The 17,964-nt window shown below is 59.0% G+C and carries 19 protein-coding genes; 8 read left to right on the top strand and 11 right to left on the bottom strand.

Going from position 1 to position 17,964, the window contains the following annotated elements; translation table 11 throughout:
• Window positions 1-42: 42 nt before the first annotated feature.
• The 6 genes from GTQ41_RS14350 to GTQ41_RS14325 form a co-directional block, all read right to left on the bottom strand.
• On the bottom strand, window positions 43-1,044 hold the full coding sequence (locus GTQ41_RS14350; RefSeq protein WP_007964628.1) for a hypothetical protein: 1,002 nt from the start codon (window positions 1,042-1,044) through the stop codon (window positions 43-45).
• A gap of 73 nt (window positions 1,045-1,117) precedes the next feature.
• Window positions 1,118-1,690 (bottom strand): hypothetical protein, encoded by a 573-nt coding sequence (locus tag GTQ41_RS14345; RefSeq protein ID WP_047294730.1) that lies wholly within the window; start codon window positions 1,688-1,690, stop codon window positions 1,118-1,120.
• Between the two features lies 1 nt (window position 1,691).
• Entirely contained in the window at window positions 1,692-2,141 is a 450-nt protein-coding gene (locus GTQ41_RS14340; RefSeq protein WP_047294729.1) for a hypothetical protein, read from the bottom strand.
• Between the two features lie 335 nt (window positions 2,142-2,476).
• Window positions 2,477-3,001 (bottom strand): AAA family ATPase, encoded by a 525-nt coding sequence (locus GTQ41_RS14335; protein WP_047294727.1) that lies wholly within the window; start codon window positions 2,999-3,001, stop codon window positions 2,477-2,479.
• On the bottom strand, window positions 2,998-3,561 hold the full coding sequence (gene pnuC, locus GTQ41_RS14330) for a nicotinamide riboside transporter PnuC (RefSeq protein WP_047294725.1): 564 nt from the start codon (window positions 3,559-3,561) through the stop codon (window positions 2,998-3,000). The genes GTQ41_RS14335 and pnuC overlap by 4 nt, the downstream gene beginning before the upstream one ends.
• A 149-nt stretch (window positions 3,562-3,710) precedes the next feature.
• On the bottom strand, window positions 3,711-5,345 hold the full coding sequence (locus tag GTQ41_RS14325; RefSeq protein WP_047294723.1) for a methyl-accepting chemotaxis protein: 1,635 nt from the start codon (window positions 5,343-5,345) through the stop codon (window positions 3,711-3,713).
• Between the two features lie 302 nt (window positions 5,346-5,647).
• Here GTQ41_RS14325 and GTQ41_RS14320 point away from each other — a divergent pair, with 302 nt between their 5' ends.
• Both GTQ41_RS14320 and GTQ41_RS14315 read left to right on the top strand, forming a co-directional pair.
• A complete protein-coding gene (locus tag GTQ41_RS14320; RefSeq protein ID WP_047294722.1) occupies window positions 5,648-6,478 on the top strand; it encodes an undecaprenyl-diphosphate phosphatase in 831 nt (276 codons plus the stop codon).
• Window positions 6,475-6,903, top strand: a complete 429-nt coding sequence (locus GTQ41_RS14315; RefSeq protein WP_047294720.1) for a DUF1294 domain-containing protein — start codon at window positions 6,475-6,477, stop codon at window positions 6,901-6,903. Before GTQ41_RS14320 ends, GTQ41_RS14315 begins: the two co-directional genes overlap by 4 nt.
• A 114-nt stretch (window positions 6,904-7,017) precedes the next feature.
• On the opposite strand, the gene GTQ41_RS14310 is transcribed toward GTQ41_RS14315, so the two are convergent.
• Window positions 7,018-7,377 carry an MmcQ/YjbR family DNA-binding protein gene (locus tag GTQ41_RS14310; RefSeq protein WP_041064415.1) on the bottom strand — a complete coding sequence of 120 codons (360 nt, stop codon included), beginning with the start codon at window positions 7,375-7,377 and terminating at the stop codon, window positions 7,018-7,020.
• Entirely contained in the window at window positions 7,374-8,279 is a 906-nt protein-coding gene (locus GTQ41_RS14305; protein ID WP_217325291.1) for a LysR substrate-binding domain-containing protein, read from the bottom strand. The genes GTQ41_RS14310 and GTQ41_RS14305 overlap by 4 nt, the downstream gene beginning before the upstream one ends.
• A 125-nt stretch (window positions 8,280-8,404) precedes the next feature.
• Here GTQ41_RS14305 and GTQ41_RS14300 point away from each other — a divergent pair, with 125 nt between their 5' ends.
• The gene (locus GTQ41_RS14300) at window positions 8,405-9,016 is read left to right on the top strand and encodes an FMN-dependent NADH-azoreductase (RefSeq protein ID WP_047294717.1); all 612 of its coding nucleotides are present in this window, start codon (window positions 8,405-8,407) and stop codon (window positions 9,014-9,016) included.
• Window positions 9,017-9,254: 238 nt separating this feature from the next.
• Window positions 9,255-10,292: a dienelactone hydrolase gene (locus GTQ41_RS14295; protein WP_041064406.1), complete on the top strand. Its 1,038-nt coding sequence runs from the start codon at window positions 9,255-9,257 to the stop codon at window positions 10,290-10,292.
• Window positions 10,293-10,398: 106 nt separating this feature from the next.
• On the opposite strand, the gene GTQ41_RS14290 is transcribed toward GTQ41_RS14295, so the two are convergent.
• Both GTQ41_RS14290 and GTQ41_RS14285 read right to left on the bottom strand, forming a co-directional pair.
• Window positions 10,399-11,586, bottom strand: coding sequence for an MFS transporter (locus GTQ41_RS14290; protein ID WP_047294715.1), 1,188 nt, complete (start codon window positions 11,584-11,586; stop codon window positions 10,399-10,401).
• Between the two features lie 278 nt (window positions 11,587-11,864).
• Window positions 11,865-13,451, bottom strand: a complete 1,587-nt coding sequence (locus tag GTQ41_RS14285) for an ABC-F family ATPase (protein WP_041064399.1) — start codon at window positions 13,449-13,451, stop codon at window positions 11,865-11,867.
• A gap of 395 nt (window positions 13,452-13,846) precedes the next feature.
• On the opposite strand from GTQ41_RS14285, the gene GTQ41_RS14280 reads away from it, so the two are divergent.
• From GTQ41_RS14280 to lpxO, 3 genes are all read left to right on the top strand, one after another.
• Window positions 13,847-14,320: an anti-virulence regulator CigR family protein gene (locus GTQ41_RS14280; RefSeq protein WP_047294713.1), complete on the top strand. Its 474-nt coding sequence runs from the start codon at window positions 13,847-13,849 to the stop codon at window positions 14,318-14,320.
• Window positions 14,321-14,495: 175 nt separating this feature from the next.
• Window positions 14,496-15,029, top strand: a complete 534-nt coding sequence (locus tag GTQ41_RS28635) for a hypothetical protein (protein WP_254369332.1) — start codon at window positions 14,496-14,498, stop codon at window positions 15,027-15,029.
• A gap of 474 nt (window positions 15,030-15,503) precedes the next feature.
• Entirely contained in the window at window positions 15,504-16,403 is a 900-nt protein-coding gene (lpxO, locus tag GTQ41_RS14270; protein ID WP_047294711.1) for a lipid A hydroxylase LpxO, read from the top strand.
• A 131-nt stretch (window positions 16,404-16,534) separates the two neighbouring features.
• On the opposite strand, the gene GTQ41_RS14265 is transcribed toward lpxO, so the two are convergent.
• Window positions 16,535-17,407 carry a Ku protein gene (locus GTQ41_RS14265; protein ID WP_047294709.1) on the bottom strand — a complete coding sequence of 291 codons (873 nt, stop codon included), beginning with the start codon at window positions 17,405-17,407 and terminating at the stop codon, window positions 16,535-16,537.
• Window positions 17,408-17,599: 192 nt separating this feature from the next.
• Here GTQ41_RS14265 and GTQ41_RS14260 point away from each other — a divergent pair, with 192 nt between their 5' ends.
• The gene (locus tag GTQ41_RS14260) at window positions 17,600-17,941 is read left to right on the top strand and encodes a hypothetical protein (RefSeq protein WP_047294653.1); all 342 of its coding nucleotides are present in this window, start codon (window positions 17,600-17,602) and stop codon (window positions 17,939-17,941) included.
• Window positions 17,942-17,964: the final 23 nt, after the last annotated feature.

Here is a 17,964-nt window from a genome sequence, read left to right as displayed (position 1 = left end):
TGAGGAAAAGCCCCGTTTCCGGGGCTTTCGTTTCGATCGCGATTACATGCAGGCTTTGCAACCTGCAGCGATGGACAGCGAGTTGCTTTGTTGGTTGCCAACACCGGCGGCGTTGTTGTAACCAGCGTTACCGGAGAAGTTGTTACCAACGTTCGAGATGTTCGCGTTGTTGGTCACAGGGTTTTTCCAGCCATCAGGGGTCAGCACTTGTTGAGTGGTGACGCCAGCCAGGCCGAAGACACCGACAGCTTCGAAGGTGGCTTTCTGATCTTTGCTGCCGCCGTTACCGCCATGGCCGCGATCGTTGTCACCATAGCCGCCACCGCCGTGGCCTTTATCACCTTCGATGGTAGCCTTGCCAACGGCAGCGAACGCGCCGACGGCGGCCACGGTGCCGGTGAGGGTATCTTTTTTGTAGGTTTGAGTGCCGTTATTGGACACAGTCAGGCCAGTGGAGCTTTGGTTCGCAGCAGCAGCCGCGTTAGCTACACGACCACCCGATACAGCAATAGCCAGGTTGTTTTTCTGTTGGTTGAAGTTGCCGGCACTGTTGTTCACGCCAATGTTGCCGGAACCGCCGTTACCCACGTTGTTGAGGTTGGCGTTGTTGGTTGTCGAGTAGTTGGCAACCGCGTTGTTGTTGTTGACCTGAGTGGCGCTGGAGACAGATACCGCGCTGCCGAAGATAAAGCTTTCGTCGGCAGTCGCCAGTGCAGCAGCGTTGTCTTGCTGGTTGCCATCGCCGGCGGTGTTGTTCATGCCGACGTTGCCGTTGGTGCCATTGGCCGAGTTATTGACGTTGGCATCATTTTTGGTGCCTTGGTTGCCCACCAGGTTGCCATCGCTGTTCTGCGTGTCGAGTACGGCAGCCCCGGCGCCGGCTCCGATTTGCAGAAGTTGTTCCAGGGTAGGGCCTTTGGGTTCATGGTTGCCATGGCCATTGCCGTGCCCGTTACCATGATCATTGCCGCCTGCCTGAGCCGCCATTGCCATTACTGCTGCAAGTGCGAAAACCAGTGGTTTGAGAGCCATTGTAGGTTTCATGGTGTTTCTCCATCGTGCTTATTAGTTGGTTAAGTGTTGGTACTTTCTAATTGCACTGCTTTTGTTGTTTGGGTCAGTCAGCGACCCGGATGCTCAGGGTGTTAGCCATACGGTTCCCCACCCCGGCACTCTGGTTCACCTGAATCACCCCTCGGCTGCCGGTGAAGGCCTGATCACTTGTCGTGACCTGGCGACTGCCGGGTGAGGTGCCAGTTGCTCCTGAGCTCGGTAAAAGCGCCACGTTCTGTTGCGACAGGGCGCTGTCGTCAACGCTCTCCGGGGCAGCACTGATGCTGACGCGCGTCACGTTGGCCATCTGGTTGTTCGCCCCGGCCCCCTGGTTCACACCCAGGATTCCGTTGCCATTGCTGAAAGAGGTGCCGCCAATGGTGGCGCTGGCGTTCATCGACGGGTTGGCCGGGGTATCCAGCTTTTGCCTGACGATGGTTGTGGCGCTGGCGTTGGTGCCGATGGCGATCGCTTTGGTGTTGGTCTGTTGCATCTGGTCGCCAGCAGCCTGGTTGACGTTGTAGTTGCCGCGGTACTGGACGCCGGTGTCCTGAATGTTCGCGTTATTGACCGAGTCGGGGGCGGCCAGCGCCTGGACGCAGCCGAAAAGGGCAAGTAAAAGAAGGGAACGATTCATTTCATTGACCTCCGGCCATGCGGGTCAGCGGAGCAAGACCGGAACTCATCGCACGGTTGACGGTGTTGGAGATCGAACCGCCCGCGCCACCGCCGTGACCGCCGCCCATGCCGGGCAGGCCATTGGGATTGGTCAGGGTGTTCATGCCAGGCATGTTGGCGGTGGGCGTGGTGATATTGCCGCGAATCGAAGAACCACTGGCTACACTGGCAAATTCACCGTCATTGAGCTCGGTGCTGGTCATCGCCTGATTGATGCGAGCCGAAGGGTTGGCATTGACCGTGGTTGGGTAGGGGTCTTTGCCACCGCTGCGCCCGATGGGAATGGGCTGGACGTCGCGGTTGAGAACGATCACGCCATTGCCTTCGGCCTGAACGTTGAAACTGATGAATGTGCTGGCGGCTGATCCAATCAGCAGAAGGCAGGTCAGGCCTTTATTGATATTCCCCACGGCGGCAATTCCTTCTTCAGTGGGCTGGCTCTTGTCAGCGTTGCGAAGGAGAGAGCGAAAGCTGTGCCGCTTTTGAGTTGTTGTTGGTTTTCAACGGGTTGGCGCTGGGCCGCACAGGGTTGATACAAAAGCTGTTTCAACGCTGAAACAGTCGTGCAGACGCCCACCGGTTCCATGGCGGCGCAAAGCTCTGGGACAAGGGTTTGCCGGGGACTGTTTCACTGGCGAAACAGATGTCCTGACAAAATGATGAAGGCCGTTGAATTGGCCGCTTTGCGCTCAGGGAGGTGTTTCAGGAATGGACACTTTCGCCCTGAACGGAGCTATTCGATGGATCAATCAGCCAATAACCGGGCGACGGCTTCAAAAGCCTGAACGCGGCGTTGATCCCAATCGCCCTGGATGATCTGCAACGGCTGCTTGTGCTGTTCCAGCCAGTCATGGGTGGCCTGAAAGAACGCCAGGCGTGCGCTCAGTTGTGGCTGGCAACGTTGGCCGTCATCCGTCCAGTCGATCTGCTCCGGGGACAGCAGCAGGTGCAGGTCGTAATGCCTTGCCAGCAGCTCGGGTTCCAGCCATGTCGGGCAGTCGCCAAACAGGGTCTGGCTCCACAGGATATTACTCAGTAAATGGGTGTCGAGAATCAGCAATCGCGGTTGCTGCGCCCGCGCGTGATCTTCCCATTGCAACTGTCCACGGGCGATGTCGGGAATGTCGTTCAGGCAGGTATCGCGAGGATTCTGCTCCATGAACCAGCGCACGTATTCGTCCACCCGCAGGCCGCCGAAGCGCTCCTGAAGGCCTGCGGCCAGCCAGCTCTTGCCGGTGGATTCCGGGCCGGTGAGGACAACCACCTTCATCGCTGCAACGCCGGATCGGCGCGCCATTCCCGCCAGCCTTGCACAGCAATCAGGGTGAACAGGGCATACAGCGCGGCGGTAAGGTACAAGCCCTTATATAGAAACAGACCGACGAAAATCACATCCAGCACGAACCACAGTGCCCAGCATTGCAGGCGTTTCTGTGCCATCCAGAGTTGTGCGACAAGGCTGAAAGCAGTCAGTGCGGCATCAAGCCACGGTTGTGCGGCGTCGGTCCAGTGCGCCATGGCCGCGCCCAGCAGCAGGCTACCGAATGCGCCCACACTCAGGCCGAGCAGAATAGCGCGCCGATCCAGACGTGTGACGTCGCGTCCGTCATGCATTGTCCCGGCGCGGGTCCATTGCCACCAGCCGTAGACTTGCAGCGCGGCGTAGATCACTTGCAGCAACATGTCCGAGTACAGCTTCACGTCATAGAAAATCCAGCTGTACAGCAACACCATGACCAGGCCGATCGGCCAGCACCATGGATTCTGTTTGACCGTCAGCCACACGGCAATCACACCGAGGGCGGCGGCAAACAGTTCAAGCTCGGACATGGGGGTTCCTTGGGAAAATTGAGGAGGGAGCGGATTGTACCCAAAAACCTGTGGGAGCGAGCCTGCTCGCGAACGCGGTATGTCACCAATGCAGATGTTGATTGACATTACGCCTTCGCGAGCAGGCTCGCTCCCACAAGGGTGAGGGGTCAGACGCGGAACTGGCGCAGAAGCTGATTCAACTGCTCGCTCAGTTGCCCCAGCTTCACGCTCGCCGCACTTGACTGCTCCGCCGCCAGCGCAGTGCTGTGAGACAGGCCGGCCGCCTGCGTGACGTTCTGGTTGATGTCCTCGACCACATGCGCCTGTTGCAGCGTGGCGCTGGCAATCGACGCGTTCAGGCCGTTGAGGTTGCGCAGTGCCTGGCCGATGGCGTTGAGACTGGCGCCGGCAAGGCCAGCCTGTTCAATGGTCAGCTGCGAGGCTTTGCTGCTGTCACCGATGACTTTCACGGCCGCTTCGGAATGGTTCTGCAGGCGCTCGATCATGGTCTGGATTTCCGCCGTCGACTTTTGCGTGCGCTGCGCCAGCAGCCGCACTTCATCGGCCACCACCGCAAAGCCCCGGCCCTGTTCGCCGGCACGGGCCGCTTCGATGGCCGCGTTGAGGGCCAGCAGGTTGGTCTGCTCGGCAATCGAGCGGATCACCTCCAGCACACTGCCGATCTGCGTGCTTTCGGCGGCGAGGGTGCGGATCACTTCGACCGCCTGGTCAATGGTGCCGGACAGTCTGTCGATCTGTTGCAGGCTGCCGTCGATGTTGATCTGGCCCTGCTGCGCCTGGGCTTCGGCATCGCGCATTTCAGCGGCAGCATGCTCGGCATTCTTCGCCACATCCTGCACGCCGTAGGTGACTTCGTTGATCGCGGTCGCCACCAGTTCCATCTGCTGCGATTGCTGCTGGCTGCGCTGCTGGGCCTGGGTCGCATCGTTGCCCAGTTCGCTGGACGACTGGCCCAGCGCGCTGGCCGAGATCTGCAGGTCACCGATGACCCGGCGCAACTTGGCGGTGAAGGCGTTGAAGTGATGCGCCAGTTGTGTGACTTCGTCTTGGCCATGGGTATCGAGGCTGCGCGTCAGGTCACTTTCGCCGCTGGCGATATTGGCCATGGCGTTCACGGTTTCCTGCAGCGGGCGCACGATGCTGCGGGCAATCAAAATCACCAGCAGGGCCATGATCAGTGCAATCGCCAGGCCGATTACCGAAGCCTTGATCACCTGGCCCTGGAACTCGCTCTGCACATCATCGACGTAAACGCCGGAACCAAGGATCCAGCCCCACGGCTCGAACAGTTTTACATAGGACGTCTTCGCGACCGGTTCGCTGGCGCCGGGCTTCGGCCAACGGTAATCGACCATGCCCGCGCCTTTGCTTTTGGCGATCGCGACCATCTCGTTGAATACCGCAAAACCGTCCGGATCGCGGATCGCCGAGAGGTTCTGGCCTTCGAGTTTGGGGTTGGTCGGGTGCATGACCATCACGGGGGTGAGGTCGTTGATCCAGAAGTAGTCGCTCTGGTCGTAGCGCAAGCCGCGAATGGCGGTCAGTGCCTGCTTCTGTGCGGCGTCGCGGGTGAGGGTGCCGGCGGTTTCCAGGTCGTGGTAGTAGCTCAGCAAGCCGCTGGCGGTCTGCACCACGTGCTGGGTTTTCTGCGCCTTGGCGTGGTAGAGGTCATCGTGGATCTGCTTGAGCATCAACATACCCAAGGTCAACAACATGACCACGGCCACAATCAAAATGAGCCACAAGCGTCGGCTGATCGACACACTGCGCAAGCTGTTCATAACGCTGCCACTCCGATTTCTTTTTCTTGTAATAAATCAACGCCAGCATCCAACCACGTTTGAGTGGTCGGGCATACGCGACCCAAGTCGTATAACGCCGCAGCACTATTAAGGCTTGTCTGTTAGGATTTCGGCCCCGCGCGCGAAAACCTGAATCCAAGTTGATATTTCACGGAATTTTGACCGTTTCGTGTGGATGCTGTGCGCGCGGAATCGGTACAGCAACAAACAGCTACGCTGATCGCAGTGAACGTAAAAATATTATCGGGGCATGCCAGCGTGCATCGCTCTTTGGGGGACTGATGGATCTTTGGATCGCTTTGCAGGCACTGATTCTTGGCGTTGTAGAGGGGCTGACGGAGTTTTTGCCCATTTCCAGTACCGGACACCAGATCATTGTTGCCGACTTGCTCGACTTCGGCGGCGAACGGGCCATGGCGTTCAACATCATTATTCAGCTCGGCGCGATCCTTGCGGTGGTCTGGGAGTTTCGTCGCAAGATTCTCGATGTGGTAATTGGCTTGCCGACCCAGCCGAGTGCGCGACGTTTTACTGCCAACCTGCTGATCGCATTCCTGCCGGCGGTGGTGTTGGGGGTGATTTTTGCCGACCTGATTCACCAGTACCTGTTCAACCCGATCACCGTCGCGACCGCATTGGTGGTGGGCGGCGTGATCATGTTGTGGGCAGAGCGCCGCCAGCATGAAGTGCACGCCGAAACCGTGGACGAAATCACCTGGAAAGACGCGCTGAAGGTCGGGTTCGCCCAGTGCCTGGCGATGATTCCCGGCACCTCGCGGTCCGGTTCGACGATTATCGGTGGTTTGCTGTTCGGCCTGTCGCGCAAGACCGCGACCGAGTTCTCGTTCTTCCTGGCGATGCCGACCATGGTCGGTGCGGCGGTGTACTCCGGTTACAAGTATCGCCACCTGTTCGTGCCGGCGGATTTCCCGGTTTTCGCCATCGGCTTCATCACGGCGTTTATCTTCGCCATGATTGCCGTGCGCGGTCTGCTCAAGTTCATCGCAAGCCACAGCTACGCGGCGTTCGCCTGGTACCGGATCGTTTTCGGTCTGGTGATTCTGGCGACCTGGCAGTTCGGCTGGGTGGACTGGTCGGCGGCCAAACCATGAGTGATTCCCGCGCACGCCGCCCGGATGGACGCCCGTCCGGTGGCGGCATTCAGCATTTGAAACTGAAACTGGCGGTGCTGCTGATCGTCTGCGCGTTGCCGCTGTTCGGCTCGCTGTCGATGTGGCTGCGCGGCATCTCGTTGGTGCCGTTGACTGCTTATGGAGTCGTCAGTGTGCTGGCGTTTTTCATGTACTGGGCAGACAAACGCAAGGCCCGCGTCGATGCCTGGCGCACGCCGGAGAACATCCTGCATGCGCTGGAACTGGCCGGCGGCTGGCCCGGTGCGCTGATTGCCCAGCAGGTGTTCCGGCACAAGACGCGCAAGGTGTCGTTCCAGATTCTGTTCTGGGTGATTGTGGCGCTGCATCAGGTGTTCTGGATCGACCAGCTGTTTCTGGGTTCGAACCTGCTTTCACTTTTCTGAATCACCACAAATCCCCCTGTAGGAGCTGCCGCAGGCTGCGATCTTTTGATCTTGCTTTTTCAAAGATCAAAGTCAAAAGATCGCAGCCTGCGGCAGCTCCTACAAGGATCGGGTTTAGAGCAGTAATCCGATTTGAGTTTTTTTCGGCAATTTGCCCACCACCAACTGATGCGAACGCGTCAGCAATCCCTGCAGTTCCTCGGCGCCCAGCGGGTAGGGCGGGTGCATGATGATCCACTGTGCCCGCGCCAGATACGGCGCCGGGTGAATACCCGGGCGGTCGCAATGGCCGAGAAACAGATCCTTGTCGACCTTGAATGCCAGTGAATCCCCGCGCAGCCCCTGCAAGGCAAACATCTTGTTGCCGGCAATCGAGAACACCCGCACGCCGCCCCATTTGTAATCCTCGCGCGCGCCCGGCAAGGCCAGGCAGAAGGCGGCGACATCCGCTTCGTTCATCTTTCCCTTGCTCATAACAGCCGCTCCCCACACGCATTGAACGATTCGACCAGATGGTCGATCCACGCCCGCACCGCCGGCATCACCCCGCGCCGGTGCGGATACACCGCCTGCAACCAGCCGCCGGGCAACGACCACTCGGGCAACAGTTGCACCAGCGCGCCGCTTTCGAGATCGGCTTCGCAATACATCATCGGCAGCAGGGTAAAGCCCTGGCCGGCGAGTACGCAGGCTTTGCGCACGATAAAGTCGTCGATGCCCAGGCGCGCTTCCATATTCAGCTCGACGCTATTGCCTTGCTGATCAAGCAAACGCACGTGAACCATGCGGTCGGCTTCCAGCGCGCCAAGTACCGGCAGGTTTTTCAGATCCTGCGGGTGGGCAATGGTTTTGCCTTCGACAAAGGCCGGGCTGGCCACCACCATTTGCGCCTGACGCAGACGGCGGGTGACCAGCAATGGATCTTCATCGCCCAGTTCACGTACGCGCAGCGCCACGTCGAAGCCTTCGGCGACCAGATCCACGCGGCGGTTGAGCAGCACCACCTCCAGCTGCACCTGGGGGAATTTGCCAAGAAATTCGCTGATTACCCATGGCAACATTTCTCGCGCCAGCCCGGTGGGGCACGATACCCGCAAGCGCCCGCGCGGTTCACTGGACATGCTGGCAACGGCTTCGTCGGCCATCTCCGCCTCCAGCAACATCGCCTGACAGTGACGCAAGTAGCGCTCGCCAACAGCCGTCAGGTTCAACTGGCGTGTAGTGCGTTGCAGGAGGCGGGCGCCCAAGCGTTCTTCGAGCTCGGCAATGCGCCGCGACAACCGCGACTTGGGAATGCCCAGCAAGCGGCCGGCTGCCGCAAAGCCACCGGCCTCGACCACTTTGGCGAAATAGTACAGATCGTTGAGATCCTGCATGAAAAGTCCACCGTTCTATCAGTGGGACGAACTATCGCATTGTCGGCGGCTAATCAGCTATTGGTTTCTTCCGTAGGATTGTCTCCATTCCGTCGCCGCCGGCGATTCTTTCCAGGAGATTCCACATGAAACTGCTGCACATCGATTCGAGCATTCTGGGCGACAACTCCGCTTCCCGTCAGCTGAGCAGCCAGGTCGTCAAAGCCTGGCAAGCCGCGGAACCTGCGGCCGTGGTGACCTACCGCGACCTGGCCGCCGACGCCATCAGCCACTTCTCGTCGACCACTCTGGTGGCTGCCGGTACTACCGCTGAACTGCGCGACGCCGCGCAACAGCACGAAGCCGAATTGAGCGCTTCGACCCTGGCCGAATTCATCGCTGCCGACGCCATCGTCATCGCCGCGCCGATGTACAACTTCACCGTGCCGACCCAGCTCAAGGCCTGGATCGACCGCGTCGCCGTTGCCGGCCAGACGTTCCGTTACACCGAAGCGGGTCCGGAAGGCCTGTGCGGTGGCAAGAAAGTGGTGATCGTCTCCACCGCCGGTGGCATCCATGCCGGCCAGGCGAGCGGCATCGCCCACGAAGAATATTTGAAGCTGGTACTCGGTTTCCTCGGCATCACCGACATCGAAATCGTCCGTGCCGAAGGTCTGGCCTACGGTGATGAAGTGCGCAACAACGCAATGAGCGCCGCTCAGGCGAAGATCGCCGGGCAACTGTTCGCCGCTGCGTAAGCATTGCGTAAAGACCAGCTACCGTTCAGGTAGCGCCTCAAAAAACTCTGTATTCTGGTTCTGCAAGGGCCAGGTGCGGAGTTTTTTGTTTCAGACTGTTGCATAATCTGGCCCGGGTTATGCAGTCAAACGATCAACGTCTGAGTGCAACGCCACGCCGGATCACCGAACCTCAGGGTTACGGGCGTGTCGGAACACAAAGGATCTTTCGATTGAGTAACACAGGGTGGGCCATCCGATGATGCGTCTTTGTGCAACGTTACTGATTTGCCTGCTTGGCAGCCTCGGTTCAGTGCATGCCGCGCCCGGGCGACACCCTGTCTGGAGTGTCGGTTACCACGAGATGACGTTCCTCGATCCGCTGGATCTGCAACCGATGCGCGCCATCGCCTTCTATCCCTCCAGCGACCGCGAGCACAGCAGCCTGCTTGAGGGCTACACCGTCGAGGCGGGCGCCGACACCAAGGTTGCCATCGGTCGTTTCCCGATGCTGATGCTGTCCCACGGCAACACTGGCACGCCGCTGGCGCTGCATGACCTCGCCACCTCGCTGGCACGCAAGGGCTTTGTGGTGGTCGCGGTGATTCATCCCGGCGACAACTCCAAAGACCACAGTCGCCTCGGTACCCTGAGCAATCTGTATGGGCGGCCAATCCAGATTTCCGAAGCGATCACCGCCACCCTTGGCGACCCGATGCTCTCGCCGTTCGTCAACGCCGATCAGGTCGGGGTGATCGGCTATTCGGCCGGTGGCGAAACCGCGTTGATTCTCTCCGGTGCGCAGCCGGATCTGGATCGCCTGCGCCGGTACTGTCAGGAGCGCCCGGACGACCGTGACGCCTGCAACACTCAGGGCGAACTGATCGTCGATCGTGATGACTTGCAACCGGTGGCCGATCCGCGCGTGCATGCGCTGTTGCTGATGGCGCCGCTGAGCCTCAAATTTGGCCGTCACACCCTTGCGGACGTGCATGTGCCGGTGCTGCTGTACAGCGGCGATGGCGACAAACTGGTGGCGTTCGACAAGAACGCCGCGGCGCTGGCGCGCAAGCTGCCGACCGCGCCCGACTTCAAATTGCTGGCCGGGGCAGGGCATTTTGTGTTCATGGCGCCGTGCAACGAAGAGCAGATCCGCGCCATGCCGGCGCTGTGCACCGACGCTGATGGCGTGGATCGCGAAGACATCCACCGCAACCTGATTTCCGAGGCCGGACAGTTTTTCTCGCGCACGCTGGGCAGGCCGAGCCGGGCGGGGATGCAGACCGCGGATCAATAAAGATCAAAGATCAAAAGATTGCAGCCTTCGGCAGCTCCTGCCGTGGATTTTTGTCGGCGCTGCCGAAGGCTCGGGCCGCGATCGGACGATCTTGTGATTTCGTTTTTCAGCTCATCGCCCGGCGCTTGAGCAACAAGGTCAACCCCAGCCCGAGCACCGACAACAGCGCCGCACTGAAGAAAATCCACGCATACCCCAGGTTCAGCGCCACCGCGCCCATCAACGGCCCGGCAATCGCCAGTGCCAGATCAAAGAACACTGCATAAGCACCCAACCCCGAGCCACGGCTGGAACTGGGCACCTGCTTGATCGCCTCGACCCCCAGCGCCGGATACACCAGCGATAAGCCAAACCCGGCCAGCCCCGCGCCGATCAAAGCGAACGTGGTCGATGGTGCCAGCCACAGCAGCACCAGGCCGAGGGTTTCGATGCTCATGCAGGCAATGGCCGAGTTGAACCCGCCAAAACGGCTGATCGCCGAAATGAACAGCAGCCGCGACAGGATGAAGCACACGCCGAATACCGTCAGGCAATACGCGGCGCCGCTCCAGCCACGGTTGAGGTAATAAAGGGTGATGAAGGTGGTCAGCGTGCCGTAACCGATCGACGCCAGACTCAAACTGGCCCCATACGGTGCGATGCGCCCGAATACTGCCCAAAAAGACAGCCGTTCGCCGCGCACCACCGGTACCGAGGGTTTATTACGGATGATCACCAGAGCGGCCGCCGCCAGTACCGACAGGGCAATGCCCAGGCTGGTAAAGCCGTAGTCGGCAACCATCACCACGCCCAGTGGTGCGCCAATCGCAATCGCGCCGTAGGAGGCAATGCCGTTCCAGCCGATCGACCTTGCCGTGTGCTCCACGCCGACCTGGCCCATGCACCAGCTGATGGTGCCGACGCCGATCAAACCCTGTGCAACGCCAAGCAGCAGCCGACCGATGATCAGGATAATCAGGCTCGGCACCGGGAAATCCTGCAGCAGCGTCGAAATCAGCGTCAGCAGCCCGCTGAGCACAATCCCCGACAAGCCATACACAATCGCCCGTTTGGTGCCCAGCGTGTCCGACATGCGCCCGGCCATCGGTCGACTGAGCAACGTGGCCAGATATTGCGAGCCGATGACCAGTCCGGCAACGATCGCGCTGAACCCCAGTTGCTCGTGAACATAGCCGGGTAACACTGCAATCGGCAGACCGATGCACAGGAAGGCGACAAAGGTATAGAAAACGATGGAGACGATCTGCAGGGTGATCGCCAGTGAGCTTTGCAAAGGCTGTTGCTGCGCAGACATGTGGACTCGTTCGCGGGCGGCGGTGGGAGAATCGGCATCATGGCTGGGTGCTGAAATAAAAGGAAGCAGGCTAACTAATTTACTTGGAGTCGGTGGTGTTTTTGAGGGCCTCTTCGCGAGCAGGCTCGCTCCCACATTTGGAACGCGATTACCGTGGGAGCGAGCCTGCTCGCGAAGGGCTTCGCAGCACGAAATCAAGATCCCTTGAAATGCAAAAAGCCCTGTCACACCGACAGGGCTTTCGCTTGAAGCTTGGAGCAAGAAGCTCGCAGCTATCTTTAGAACACCACACCCTGACTACGCAGGTAGTCATCGTAAGTGCCGCTGAAGTCAGTCACGCCGTTCGGGCTCAGCTCGATGATGCGCGTGGCCAGAGACGATACGAACTCACGGTCGTGGCTGACGAAGATCAGCGTACCCGGGTAGTTTTCCAGCGCCAGGTTCAGCGCCTCGATCGACTCCATGTCCAGGTGGTTGGTCGGTTCGTCCATCACCAGCACGTTCGGCTTTTGCAGGATCAACTTGCCGAACAGCATACGACCTTGCTCACCGCCGGAGATGACCTTGACCGACTTGAGGATCTCGTCGTTGGAGAACAGCATGCGACCCAGGGTGCCACGAATCACTTGCTCGCCCTGCGTCCATTGACCCATCCAGTCGAACAGGCTGACATCGTCTTCGAAGTCGTGGGCGTGATCCTGAGCGTAGTAGCCCAGCTCCGCGCTCTCGGTCCATTTCACAGAACCGGCGTCGGGCGTCAGCTCGCCCATCAGGGTGCGCAACAGCGTGGTCTTGCCGATGCCGTTCGGGCCAATGATCGCCACGCGCTCGCCGGCTTCCACGGTGAAGCTGAAGTTCTTGAACAGGGTCTTGCCGTCGAAGCCCTTGGACATCTGCTCGATGGTCACGGCCTGGCGGTGCAGCTTTTTGGTCTGTTCGAAACGGATGAACGGGCTGACACGGCTCGATGGCTTGACCTCGGCCAGCTGGATCTTGTCGATCTGCTTGGCGCGGGAAGTGGCCTGTTTGGCTTTCGAGGCGTTGGCCGAGAAACGGCTGACGAACGTTTGCAGTTCGGCAATCTGGGCTTTCTTCTTGGCGTTGTCCGACAGCAGTTGCTCGCGGGACTGGGTCGCGGCCGTCATGTACTCGTCATAGTTGCCCGGGAACAGACGCAGTTCGCCGTAGTCCAGGTCAGCCATGTGCGTGCACACGCTGTTGAGGAAGTGACGGTCGTGGGAAATGATGATCATAGTGCTGTTACGCACGGTGAGAATCGATTCCAGCCAGCGAATGGTGTTGATGTCCAGGTGGTTGGTCGGTTCGTCGAGCAACAGCACTTCCGGATCAGAGAACAGTGCCTGAGCCAGCAAGACCCGCAGCTTCCAGCCTGGCGCCACTTCAGACATCGGGCCGAAATGCTGTTCCAGTGGAATGCCCAGACCCAGCAGCAGTTCACCGGCACGGGACTCGGCGGTGTAGCCGTCCATCTCGGCGAACTCGGTTTCCAGCTCGGCCACGGCCATGCCGTCTTCTTCGCTCATTTCCGGCAGCGAGTAGATACGATCGCGCTCGGCTTTGACCTTCCACAACTCTTCGTGACCCATGATCACGGTGTCGATCACGGTGAATTCTTCGTAGGCAAACTGATCCTGACGCAATTTACCCAGGCGTACGTTCGGCTCGAGCATGACCTGACCGCCGGACGGCTCGAGATCGCCACCGAGGATTTTCATGAAGGTCGACTTGCCGCAACCGTTGGCGCCGATCAGACCGTAGCGGTTGCCGCCGTTGAATTTGACCGAAACGTTTTCGAAGAGCGGCTTGGCGCCGAACTGCATCGTGATGTTAGCTGTGGAGATCAATTGCTTTACCTATCAATGGGTTGCGAGCCGCACATTTGGCGCTTGGGCCATTTCTGGGGCATTTTGGAGCGTTTTCTTCCCTACCCGGTCAGTGTTGGCGGTGGCCAGCAGGCGAGGGGTGAGAGCAGCAACTGGACATGGCGTCCAGGCTGTTGGGCATTAAAGGCGGGATTCATGCCAGACATTGCGCGCATTGTCGCATAAGTCATGCGGCAGTTGTATGGCGGACGCTGACGAACCGGCAGACTGCCTGCATCGGGAAGCGTCAAATGCGCGTTCACGCAGCGGTCTATCGAATTCATGAGTGTCGATGCGGGCTTCCAACAATCGTGGGAGGAACTAAAACGCCTGATATCGTCTACATTTCATCAAGGAATTTCGATGAGAGGACGGTCATGTTTAAAAAACGCTTACTGGTTGCGTCTGTTACCTGTCTGGCCTTGGCGGTGAGCTCTGTAACGGCACTGGCCGATCCGGGAAATGGCAATGGCAACGGCAACGGCAAAGGGAACGGAAAGGGTGGCCCGCAGAACAGTCAGGGACATGGCAACCAAGGGGGCAAAAACAAAGGATCCAGTTCGGGCAATTGGGATCATGCACCTGTGGTCGATCGAAGCGGTGTGCTGAGCGTACTCAACGGCTACCGGGACTACTGGAGCCCGGGTCCGGCGTTGCCTCCCGGTATTCAAAAGAATCTGGCGCGCGGCAAACCGCTGCCGCCGGGCATCGCCAAGAAACTGGATGGACGATTGGCGGGGCGACTGCCTCATTACGACGGATATGAGTGGCAGCAGGTGGGCACCGATTTGATTCTGGTGGCCATTGCAAGCGGGCTTATCTACGAAGTGCTCAATGGCGCTTTCGATTAGTTTGATAGCAAGTCAATGAAACTGACTTTTGAATCCGTTCACCTAAAGTAAAAGCAATACATTCTCACCCACTTTATATATGAGGCGATTGGCTTCCGCTGATCGCTTGTGGGTGAACCAGATCTAAATGAATGCATCTCAGATGACAGTAAAACCAACCCCAGTGGATGCCGTCATGCGTTTTAAAAAGAAAAATCTGTTTGCCGTTATGTCCTGCGTAATGATGTTTGCGGCTGCGCCATTACTGCCTGCTCAACTGTCCATAATGGCCTCTGCCCACGCCAAGGATGGTGGTGGTGGTGGTGGTGGTGGTGGTGGTGGTGGTGGTGGTGGTGGTGGTGGTGGTGGTGGTGGTGGTCACGGTGGTGGCGCCGGTGGTGCTGGCGGTGGAGGCAGTCACGGCGGCGGTGCCGGCAGCGCTGGCCACAGCGGCGACAGTGCCGGGCATTCGGGCAGCGTCTCCAGCAATGGCCGCGCTGAAGGCCAGGAAACGGATCATGACGGCAGGGCCGTACGGGATCATGGCGTCAGTGGCCAACATATTGGACGCGACCACAATACCGACCGCGGGCACGGCCTGGCCACTTCAGGTGTAGCGCATTCGAAGGACACCAAGGGGGTGTCGAAAGCCACGGCGGTCTCCGCCACGACGCCAGGCGATCACAATACCAAGGGATTGAGCAAGGCGAGCCTTTCCACCGATAAATAAGCCCTTACTCGTAACCCGCCAGGTCTCATGCTCGGTTGAGCTCCAAACCTGGCGGGTTTCGCTTCACCCTTTCAAACTCATTTCTCATGGCCCGCGGACCCTTTTCAAGTCAGGTGCGAATTGCATCGGGCTCGGTACGCAGCGGCTGAAGCGTACACGTCAAAGCTCAGCGCAAACGCTGCGGCGCTTCCCGGAATAATCTCTGTTTTGCTCTGCGTCAGCACTCATGCGCCTGCACGAGCGTACTGTCGCGCCTGCCGTTTGGCAGATTCAGCCGACAGTTTTTCACAGATCAGGTTCACCCTTGGTTACAAAGTATGGCTAAAATGCCATCCGATTACCCAATAGCCGCTCACGGCACGGGCTCAAGGAAGTGCCACCGGGACAGTATTTGTATTCATGCCACTGCATCAGACCCTGGGCCTTTGGCCGGCAGGCGCGCAGTTTGTTCACTTTTGACGTGTGACGATTTCCGTGAAACTCATCATTGCCGCTATTTATGTCCTTTCCATTGCATACGTTCACCTTCGTGGTCGTGTGCGTCACAAACTGGGCCGTCAGTTGAGCGACCACTCGACGTTTCTGGCGCCGATCAACTGCTTTCTGTACCTGTTTTCAAAGAAACCAAACAAGCCCTATCTCGATCCTTCCGAGTTTCCGGACCTGAGCCCGTTGCAGGCGCATTGGGAAGAAATTCGCCAGGAAGGGCAGGATCTGCTGCGTGCCGGTGAGATCAAGCGCTCGAATCAGTACGACGATGTGGGTTTCAACTCATTCTTCAAAAGTGGCTGGAAGCGTTTCTACCTCAAGTGGTACGGCGAGAGTCATCCGTCGGCGATGAAACTGTGCCCGCGCACTACCGAACTGGTGCAGAGCATCGGTTCGATCAAGGCCGCGATGTTTGCCGAACTGCCACCGGGTTCGAAACTGGTTCGTCACCGTGACCCTTATGCGGGCTCCTATCGCTACCACTTGGGCCTGGATACGCCGAACGATGCGGGTTGCTACATCAACGTCGACGGTGAAAGCTACCACTGGCGCGACGGTGAAGCGGTGATGTTCGATGAGACTTACATCCACTACGCCGAAAACACCACCGACAAAAACCGCATCATCCTGTTCTGCGACATCGAGCGTCCGATGAAATATCGCTGGGCGGCCGCGTTCAACAGATGGTTCAGTCGCACCGTGATGTCCGCTGCTGGTGCGCCGAACGATGCCGGCGACCGCACTGGCGGGATCAACCGTCTGTTTACCAAGATCTACAAAGTGCGACTGCGTGGCAAAGAGCTGAAAAAGCGCAATCGCGCGCGTTACTACATGGAAAAATGGGCGATCTTTGGCGGTTTGCTGGCGATCTTCATTCTGATCTGACTGGTGTGTCGCACCTGTTTGTCATTGCCAAAGACTGGTGTCCACAGGGGCATTGCAAACCGTGGGCGCCAGCCTGCTGGCAATGACTGTCTCAAAAGCAACCTGTCAGTTACCTGACAGGCGTTGAATATTCATTCCCCAGAGGCTTTTTTGGTTTTCCTTGCCGGCGTGGACTTCGTGGGTTTCTCCGGTTTAGCCTTGGACTTGGCCGGCGCTTTCCCACCCAGACTGCGTTTAAGCAGCTCGGTCAAGTCGATCACATCCGCAGACTTGCGCTCCTCTTCGCCACCCACGGTTTCGACATCCTCGATCTTGCCTTCGTGGGCCTTTTTCTCGACCAGGGCCATGATCTTGTCCTCAAACTCGTCCTTGTAGTCCTCCGGGCTCCAGTCGCCGCTCATGTCCTGCACCAGACGTTTAGCCATGTCCAACTCGCCCTTGGCCAGTTGCGGCTTGGTCACCTCGCTGCCCAGTTCCAGTTCGTCGAGGCCGCGCACCTCCTGCGGCCAGCGCAGTTTCACCAGCACCAGCGCCGATTCCAGCGGCATCAGCGCCGCCAGATATTGCCGAGTGTGCAGGACGACGCGGGCGAGGGCGACCTTGTTGGTTTTGCTCAATGTTTCGCGCAGCAGGGCGTAGACCTTGCCGCCGCGTTTGTCCGGGGCCAGGTAATAAGGCGTGTCGATGTTCTGCAGTGGAATCTGCTCGGCATCGACGAAGGAGAAAATGTCGATGGTCTGCGTGGACACCGGGTGCGCCGAGCGGATTTCTTCCTCGCTGAGCACCACATAGCGGCCCTTCTCATAGGCCACACCTTTGACGATGTGCTCCTTGGTGACCTCCTTGCCGGTGACTTTGTTTACCCGTTTATAACCCACCGGATCCATGCTGCGGCTGTCGAGCCAGTCAAAGTCGACGCCGTGCGAAGACGTTGCCGACACCAGCGCAACGGGGATATGCACCAGTCCGAAACTGATTGCGCCTTTCCAGATTGCCCGAGCCATGGTGAGTCCTCCGCGAATGATGTTCAGGTGACCTGCAGCCGGCGGCGAAAGTTTCCAGCGTTTGCCGGAGACAGCAGTGCTGTCGGTCAAGCCGTGTTACATCTTGTTTAAGGGCGATGGGTTAACAAATCCGAACCCGGGGCGTAGCGTGGACTCGAAGGCTCTATCACCTGTGCATCGAGAGGCCATCCCATGAACCGAATATTGCCCGGCATCATCGTTCTGCTCCTTGGGGCAGGTCTTGTACATGCCGAGGTCACGGCACCGTCCGCGCCGCTGTTGCTGGCACAAAGTCCCACCGGCAACAGCAACAATCCCTACAACAGCCCGATTCGCCGCGCCAATCCCAACAGCATGCAGGGCACCCAGCCCAGTACGCCGGTGATTCGCGGGCCGAATACAGTGCCGGTGCCCAGCACGCCCACCGTTGGCAATGGCGGCATCGGCAATGGTCAGCAGCAACGCTCGGTACCGAGTACACCACCCAGATTCATTCCCAACCCACCGCCGCGTGATGGAGACAGCAACCGTTGAACATCAGGCCTGAGCGCCTGTCA

Source organism: Pseudomonas sp. AN-B15 (assembly GCF_019056475.1).
GTDB classification, from domain to species: Bacteria; Pseudomonadota; Gammaproteobacteria; order Pseudomonadales; family Pseudomonadaceae; genus Aquipseudomonas; species Aquipseudomonas parakoreensis.
This window is presented reverse-complemented; position numbering and strand designations above follow the sequence as displayed.

Bases quoted from the DNA above. Each gene is read 5' to 3' on its own strand.
- GTQ41_RS14350 (WP_007964628.1), bottom strand. From the start codon at position 1,044: ATGAAACCTACAATGGCTCTCAAACCACTGGTTTTCGCACTTGCAGCA.
- GTQ41_RS14345 (WP_047294730.1), bottom strand. From the start codon at position 1,690: ATGAATCGTTCCCTTCTTTTACTTGCCCTTTTCGGCTGCGTCCAGGCG.
- GTQ41_RS14335 (WP_047294727.1), bottom strand. From the start codon at position 3,001: ATGAAGGTGGTTGTCCTCACCGGCCCGGAATCCACCGGCAAGAGCTGG.
- pnuC (WP_047294725.1), bottom strand. From the start codon at position 3,561: ATGTCCGAGCTTGAACTGTTTGCCGCCGCCCTCGGTGTGATTGCCGTG.
- GTQ41_RS14325 (WP_047294723.1), bottom strand. From the start codon at position 5,345: ATGAACAGCTTGCGCAGTGTGTCGATCAGCCGACGCTTGTGGCTCATT.
- GTQ41_RS14320 (WP_047294722.1), top strand. From the start codon at position 5,648: ATGGATCTTTGGATCGCTTTGCAGGCACTGATTCTTGGCGTTGTAGAG.
- GTQ41_RS14315 (WP_047294720.1), top strand. From the start codon at position 6,475: ATGAGTGATTCCCGCGCACGCCGCCCGGATGGACGCCCGTCCGGTGGC.
- GTQ41_RS14310 (WP_041064415.1), bottom strand. From the start codon at position 7,377: ATGAGCAAGGGAAAGATGAACGAAGCGGATGTCGCCGCCTTCTGCCTG.
- GTQ41_RS14305 (WP_217325291.1), bottom strand. From the start codon at position 8,279: ATGCAGGATCTCAACGATCTGTACTATTTCGCCAAAGTGGTCGAGGCC.
- GTQ41_RS14300 (WP_047294717.1), top strand. From the start codon at position 8,405: ATGAAACTGCTGCACATCGATTCGAGCATTCTGGGCGACAACTCCGCT.
- GTQ41_RS14295 (WP_041064406.1), top strand. From the start codon at position 9,255: ATGATGCGTCTTTGTGCAACGTTACTGATTTGCCTGCTTGGCAGCCTC.
- GTQ41_RS14290 (WP_047294715.1), bottom strand. From the start codon at position 11,586: ATGTCTGCGCAGCAACAGCCTTTGCAAAGCTCACTGGCGATCACCCTG.
- GTQ41_RS14280 (WP_047294713.1), top strand. From the start codon at position 13,847: ATGTTTAAAAAACGCTTACTGGTTGCGTCTGTTACCTGTCTGGCCTTG.
- GTQ41_RS28635 (WP_254369332.1), top strand. From the start codon at position 14,496: ATGCGTTTTAAAAAGAAAAATCTGTTTGCCGTTATGTCCTGCGTAATG.
- GTQ41_RS14265 (WP_047294709.1), bottom strand. From the start codon at position 17,407: ATGGCTCGGGCAATCTGGAAAGGCGCAATCAGTTTCGGACTGGTGCAT.
- GTQ41_RS14260 (WP_047294653.1), top strand. From the start codon at position 17,600: ATGAACCGAATATTGCCCGGCATCATCGTTCTGCTCCTTGGGGCAGGT.